A 6,708-nucleotide genomic window follows, 5' to 3' on the forward strand; every position below is an offset into this window, starting at 1 on the left:
CTCCCGATATCGGCGAAGCCCAGGGGGTTTGGGGGGGTAAAGAGGTCGGGGAGGAGCGGAGGCAGCTGTCATCGCCTACACCTCCCGGGTCCGGGCAGTGCGGCTGAATCCGCCGGGGGCAACCAGCAGCACCACTACAACCACCAACAATGCGATGGTGGGCTGCAAGCTGGTGGAGATCTGACCGCCGGCCAAGGCCTCCCCCAGGCCAACGAGCAGACCGCCGGCGAATGTTCCGCTCATCGACACGAAGCCGCCCAACACCGCGGCAATGAATCCCTTGAGAATCAGGCCTTCAGCGCTGCCCAGCTCCAGAACAGTTGAGCTGGTGTTTAGGATCATGGCGGCCCCGGCCACGAAAATGCCGATGGCCCAGGCAATGAGCGAGACTGCTCCGGCGTTGATGCCCAGCATTCGGGCGGTGGGCCCGTCTTCGGCGATGGCCCTCATCCGCACCCCCCACTTGGATCGGAAGAACAGCGCCAGACCCACCACGATGGCCAACCCCACCACGATGGTGACGACCTGATCCCAACCGATGCGAGTGCTGCCGATGTCGAAGGTCTCGCCTGACCACGGAGCATCGAAACGCTGCGGGGTAGCTCCCCATAGGTTTTCGATCAGAGAGCCCAGAGCGAACGTCAAACCGATGGTCAGCAGCAGCAGCGGAAAATGATCCACTTTGCTGAGGGGCTTCACCCAGTAGCGCATCATCAGGTAGGTCAAAACCGCGGTAATGATGGCCAGGATCACCGCCACCGCTAGGGGGAATCCCTCGCTGGTGACCGGGAACCAGTCCAGGAAAGTGGGAAGCCCCTCATTGTTCAGGAAGCCAATGCTGATGTAGCCCAGACCGAGGGCGGAGAACGTCGCCAAGGGTTGGGTTGACAGCCCGGTCAGGGGACGGACCAGGAAGAACTGGGTGATGGCCCCAAACACCCCGGCAAAGGCCAACGCGAGGACAATGGCCAGCCAGAAGGGCCAGCCCACGCCGCCCTTGTCGGGGTCAGCGGACAGGAACCAGCCCATGTAGGCGGCCACCAGCCCCATTTCCGCGGTGGCGAAGTTGGGAACATCCGTGGACTTCATGATGACCACGATGGCCAGGCCGATGAGGCCGTAGCTCGAGCCGGCCTCCAAGCCAACCACAATTTGCTGGAGGAGTTGATCCACTCCTGTTCCCCCTCAGCCGCTTAAGGCATTTTGTCGGAATCCCTCATCTGGGCAAAGCCCTGGGGCTAGCCGTTTTCAGCTAGACCCAGGGATTGCTCTAGATCAGGAATTTGGCTGCTGGAAGCCCCGGACCTGGCTCCAGGATTCCGTGGCAGCGTCGTACTGAGCAACGCCGGCACCGGAAGCGCAGCTGTGGCCGCCGGGCAGTGTCCCGCAGGCCACCGGTGGGATGGAGGGCACCAGAACGGGATCATTCGTCAACGCCTCGGCGGTGGCGTGGAAGTTCTCATAGGAATAGTCCCCGTCCAGCCGGTCGAACAGCTCGAAGAATGCGGTGATGATCGAGTAGGTCTGGAGGCTGAAGTTGGGGGCGCCGCCATCTTTGCCGGGGCCGTCATAGGCGTCCCACAGCGCACTCCAGTGCTGGACGAACTCGTGGTCACCGTCGGGCAGTGCCACTTGTAGGGCACCGAGGTAGCCGTCGGCAGCCTCGGGGTTGGCCAAGCCCACCGTGTTCTGGCCACCGGCACCGGAGGAACCGGCATCGGAGCACACCAGGGCGTCGAATCCGGCCTCATGGAATTGGTCGAGCACCAGGCCGTTCTGGGCGTTGTCCAGCGCGGTCAGCACTGCTTCGGCACCAGAGTCGATCACCGACAGCACGGCGGGGCCGACCACGTCGGAGAGCACCTCGACCTCTTCTTTGGCCGTGATCTCCATACCGTTGACGGGCGCCTGAATATCAATGGCGTTGAATGCCTCTTCGCCCAGTTCATTGTCCTGGCCGATGGCCGCCACCTTGGTCACACCCTGCTCGGCGAAGTAGTCGATGCAGATGCGACCCTGCTCGGTACGGGTCGGGTTGGTGAGGTACACCTCTTGGATGTCCTGGTCGGCGGGCGACACCGGTCCCCACAGCGGGGTGCCAGCAGCCTCAATGTCGGGATAGGTGGATGGGATGGCCTGCGAGCCTGCGGTGCCCACAAACGCCCACACGTTGTCCTGCTCGATCATCTTGCGGACGTTGGTGACCATCTGCTCGATCTCGAAGCGGTCATCCTCCCAGGCCAACTCGAAGGTGCAGCCGTCGATGCCGCCCGCGGCGTTGACCTCGTCCACCGCCATCTGCAAGCCTCCCAACAGACCCTCGCCAGCGACGGCGGCCCGACCGGTAAACGGCTGGGACGTGCCGATAGTGATCACGCCGTTCTCGGTGTCAACACCGCGCACATCGCCGTCGGTGTTGGCCCCGCAGCTCTCGACCATCTCTTCGGCCATGTCATCGTCTTCGGCCATGTCATCGTCTTCTTCGACTACGCCGGGCATCTCGTCGGCCATCTCTTCTTCTTCGTGGTCGTGGTCGTCGTCGTCCTCGTGTTCGTGGTCGTCGTCGTCCTCGTGTTCGTGGTCGTGGTCGTCGTCATCTTCCGCTGCGGGTGCGGGTGCTTCGGTGGCTGCCGGCGCGGGCGCCGCGCCGTCGTCGTCATCGTCGTTTCCACAGGCTGCGGCCACAAGGACGAATGCAAAGAGCAACGCCAGAACCTTCAAGAGCTTGGACATGGATACCCCTCCAGATCGTTGGATGTGCACTGATCGGACGTACACAAGTTTGGAACCCTAACAGACAAGCCGCTCGCTACGAAAAAATCACTCCATGTTGAGCAGATCCCGAGTGAGGATCTGGGCGGCCCAGTTGGCCACTTTCTCGCCGGCGATGGGCGCTCGTGAGGGCCAGGGGCGGTCCAAGTCCACCGGTTGGCCGCGGCTGATCACTTGGCGGAGGTTGGACCTTTCGGCCAGCACGGTGACATCGGCGGCCGGGTCGCCGTCCACTACCAGCACATCGGCGGCCATTCCGGGCGCCAGCGTGCCCACCTCGCCCTCCATGCGCAGGGCGATGGCCCCGTTGGCGGTGGCGCAGGCGATGGCCTGAAGCGGCGACAGCCCCACCGACTCCACCAGCACCTCCATCTCCCGGGCGTGCCAGTGGCCATAGGGTGTGAGGGCGAACCCCGACTCCGAACCACACAGCAGCGGCACTCCGGCATCGTGGGCCTTGGCCATCATCTTGGCGGTGGCTTCGATCTCGCCCCGGAACACGTCCTTCATGCCTTCCCCGGCGCCCACCAGATGGCCGTAGTCGGCCAGATTGGCCAGGAAGGTGAAGGTGGGCATGAGAGCGGCCCCGGCGTCGATCACCGCTTCCAACCCGGCTTCGTCCATGAACGAGGCGTGGAGGATGAGATCGACCCCGGCCTCGGCACAGGCCCGAGTGCTATCGGCTGAGCGGGCGTGGGCCATTACCGGGGTTTCCAACTCGTGGGCGGTGTCGCACACCGCCTTCAGCTCCTCGGGCTTCCAGGCCAATAGCTCGCCCTGGTGGCGGGGAATGGACCCGGTGGCGTGGATCTTGATCCAGTCGGCCCCGTACTTGATGTGGCGGCGAGTCATCTGGATCATCTCGTCGACGGTGGTCACCACCTGGGCATACCCCACCACGCCGGTGTCGGGGATCAGGCGCCCGGCGGTTCCGCCCACTGCGGTGACCAGGGCCTGCACCCCGGTGGCCATGCGGGGGCCCTCCACCACGCCGGCGTCAACCGCATCGCGCAGCGATGGGCCCATGGAGAACAGCGTGTCGGGATCGCAGAACCCGGTCACCCCAGCCAGGAGCGGCTTTTGGAGGTTCTGGGCGGCGATGAGCGCGGCCAGGGTGTGGTCGCGGTGGAAGAACAGCTCGTCGTTGGACTGCACGTCGTCAAAGGTGCAGTGGACGTGGGCGTCGATGAGTCCGGGCATGACCGTGCATCCGGCGGCGTCGATGACGGTGGCGTTCGGCTGGTCAGCCCCAGCATCAGGGCCAACGGCCACAATCCGGTCACCCTCCAGCAGCAGCGCCGTGTCGGGCTGGGGCGGTGTACCGGTGCCGTCGATCACCGTTCCCCCGGTGATCACGATGGGCGTCGGCTCAGACATCTGACTCAGTCCTTCTCACTCTCCCAGCAGGGCCGCGGCGGCGTCCTTTACGGACATGCCCACCTCGACACCCCGGTCGCGGGCCGGCTGGTTGCACGCGCTGATGATCCCCTCATCGTACGCCTTGAAGGCATCGCCCACCGGGGCACTCCACGCATCGCAGCACGCTCCGGCCAGACCGTGGGCCTCGGTGATGGCCAAACCGGCGATGCCGGCGTCGTTCTTGCTGCGACCCCCGTCGGAGCAGATGAATCCATGGGGACTCACCTCCAAGAGAAAGTCGGCGCCGCTCCGCCCAGTGTGGCCGGCGGTGACCAGCACGTTGCGAGAGTCCTCGGGCAGGGCGAACACGATGGAGTCGGTGACCACGATCTGGCGTCCGCTGTCGGTGGTGGCCTTAACCTCACGGCGGATTTTGGTGCCCTCGTCCACCTCGCCGGGATCGTTGTCCAACAGCAGCTTGGCCGCCTCAGCCACCGCCATGCCCTCCACAACCCCGCAGCGCTCGGCGTAGATGTTGAGCCGGGAAATGACCCCGGTCTCATAGAGGTCTAGGCCGTTGCCCAACTCCGCGCTCATCCCGTCGGCGGTGGCTGCGGGGATGCCGAGGGCCTCCAAGAACCAAAGCCCGGAGATGCCCGCGCCGTCTTTGCCGATGCAGCCGTCGTGGCCGATAACCCCCTTAGGCCGATGAGGGGCCATGAGGCGGGCAGGCAGCACACCCAAATAAGACGACGGCACCACCACGTCGCTGCCCCGGTTGCGGGCGTCCACGTACCGGGCCGAGTCCATGGTCACGATCCGGCGGTCGCCGTCGGTGAACACCACCTCTTGGGGGTGGTCTTCTTCGTTGGCCAGCAGTGGGGCTTCTTCAGGCACGGCTCGACGATACTCCTTGCTCGTTTGGGTCCCGTTTAGAGCCCGGTGCGACCGGCCTCGCGGATCATGGGTGCGTAGTCGGCGAAGCCGGGGGCGTCAGCGCGGGCCCCGGTAGTGAATCCGGCGTCGGTGGCCAGGGTGTGGCCGCTGGTGTAGCCCGACTCGTCGGAGGCCAGCCACAGGGCGGCGTTGGCCACGTCGGCGGCCAGGCCGGGGCGGCCGACCAGCGGGGAGTTGGCGGTGAGCTCTTCTCGGGCGCCGTCCATGTTGGTGTGATCGCCGGTGTGGGCAAAGGCCACCATCGGGGTGAGCATCGACGCAGGGGCGATGCAGTTGACCCGGATGCCGAAGCGACACAGCTCTGCGGCGGCGTTCTTGGTCAGGCCGACCACGGCGTGCTTGGCCGCAGCGTAGGCGTGGGGGCCGAGGCCGCCCATCACCCCGGCGGTGCTGGACATGGAAATGATCGAGCCGCTCATCCGGGGCTTCATCACCCGGGCGGCGTGCTTGACGCCGTAGAACACACCGTGGAGCAGTACGTCGATGCTGGCGTGCCACTCATCGGACGGCGTGGTGTCGACGGGGCCGACCGCGCCGACGATGCCGGCGTTGTTGTACATCACGTCGAGCTGGCCGAATTCGGCCACCGCGGCGTCCACCAGGGCGGCCACATCGTCTTCGGAGGTCACGTCGCAACGGAAGTAGGCGGCGGCGTCGCCCAGAGACTCGGCTAGCGCTTGGCCGGCGTCGTCCTGGATATCGCCAATGGCCACCTTTGCGCCCTCTTCCACGAAACGCTCGGCCGCGGCCCGCCCGATGCCGCTGGACGCCCCGGTGATGGCCGCCACCCGTCCTTCCAGTCGTCCGCTCATCTTTGCCTCCTGTGAATCGACTGCGCCCGGCACCGTAATCTGAGCGGCCTATGGAGACCAGATCAGAAGACGCCCAGGCCCTAGACGTAGAGCGCATTCAAGACCTCTTGGATCGCGACGCCATTCGCCACATACAGATTCGCTACGCGTGGAGCCTGGACAACCACCGGTGGGAGGCACTGAGCGAGATCTTCTTGCCGGATGCGGTGGCCGACTATCGGGGCGAGCGGTTCGAGGGGCTGGAGGCCATCGTGGCCAAGTGCGCCTCCTCGCTGGAGCCAGCCGACGCCAGCCAGCACATCAACGGCTGTCACTGGGCGCAGGTGGACGGCGACAAGGCCATCGCCGGCTGCTACTTCATCGCCACCAAGTACATCGCCGACACCCCCGGCGGCGACACCTTCATCGTCGGCGGCAAGTACATCGACCAGATGGTTCGCACCCCCGACGGCTGGCGCATCGCCCACCGCCTGCTGGAGCAGACCTTCCTCGACGGCAACCCCGAAGTAGAAATCATCTCCCGAACCCGCTGGGCCGCCCGCCAGCAAGACAGCGGCTAGGCCTTACGGCATATCCAACTGGCCTTGGTCGAATTCCCCCCAACATTCGAGTTTTCCGTCGAGGCGCAGACCGCACGTATGCCACATACCAGCCGAGATCGCCGTGAATTCGCCTCCGGGCTCGTATGTAGCGGCGTTTTGAACGTAGTCGTAGGAATTTACGTGAACCCAACACTCAACCGACATGTCCGAATGATTCGCACTGGGTTTCGCGCAGGCTCCAAGGATTGGAGCAAGTATGGGATCCA

At 65.1% G+C, this 6,708-nt stretch carries 6 protein-coding genes; 1 reads left to right on the plus strand and 5 read right to left on the minus strand.

Annotation, left to right across the window (positions count from 1 at the left end):
* Window positions 1-75: 75 nt before the first annotated feature.
* The 5 genes from OXG30_12260 to OXG30_12280 form a co-directional block, all read right to left on the minus strand.
* A complete protein-coding gene (locus tag OXG30_12260) occupies window positions 76-1,173 on the minus strand; it encodes a branched-chain amino acid ABC transporter permease (GenBank protein ID MCY4135666.1) in 1,098 nt (365 codons plus the stop codon).
* A 102-nt stretch (window positions 1,174-1,275) separates the two neighbouring features.
* On the minus strand, window positions 1,276-2,733 hold the full coding sequence (locus OXG30_12265) for an ABC transporter substrate-binding protein (GenBank protein ID MCY4135667.1): 1,458 nt from the start codon (window positions 2,731-2,733) through the stop codon (window positions 1,276-1,278).
* A gap of 87 nt (window positions 2,734-2,820) precedes the next feature.
* On the minus strand, window positions 2,821-4,149 hold the full coding sequence (locus OXG30_12270) for an amidohydrolase family protein (GenBank protein MCY4135668.1): 1,329 nt from the start codon (window positions 4,147-4,149) through the stop codon (window positions 2,821-2,823).
* A 15-nt stretch (window positions 4,150-4,164) separates the two neighbouring features.
* On the minus strand, window positions 4,165-5,028 hold the full coding sequence (locus OXG30_12275) for a hypothetical protein (GenBank protein ID MCY4135669.1): 864 nt from the start codon (window positions 5,026-5,028) through the stop codon (window positions 4,165-4,167).
* Window positions 5,029-5,063: 35 nt separating this feature from the next.
* Window positions 5,064-5,900, minus strand: coding sequence for an SDR family oxidoreductase (locus tag OXG30_12280; protein MCY4135670.1), 837 nt, complete (start codon window positions 5,898-5,900; stop codon window positions 5,064-5,066).
* A gap of 50 nt (window positions 5,901-5,950) precedes the next feature.
* Here OXG30_12280 and OXG30_12285 point away from each other — a divergent pair, with 50 nt between their 5' ends.
* A complete protein-coding gene (locus OXG30_12285) occupies window positions 5,951-6,460 on the plus strand; it encodes a nuclear transport factor 2 family protein (GenBank protein ID MCY4135671.1) in 510 nt (169 codons plus the stop codon).
* Window positions 6,461-6,708 lie beyond the last annotated feature (248 nt).

The sequence above is a fragment of the bacterium genome (assembly GCA_026708015.1).
Lineage (GTDB): Bacteria > Actinomycetota > Acidimicrobiia > Acidimicrobiales > Bin134 > Poriferisocius.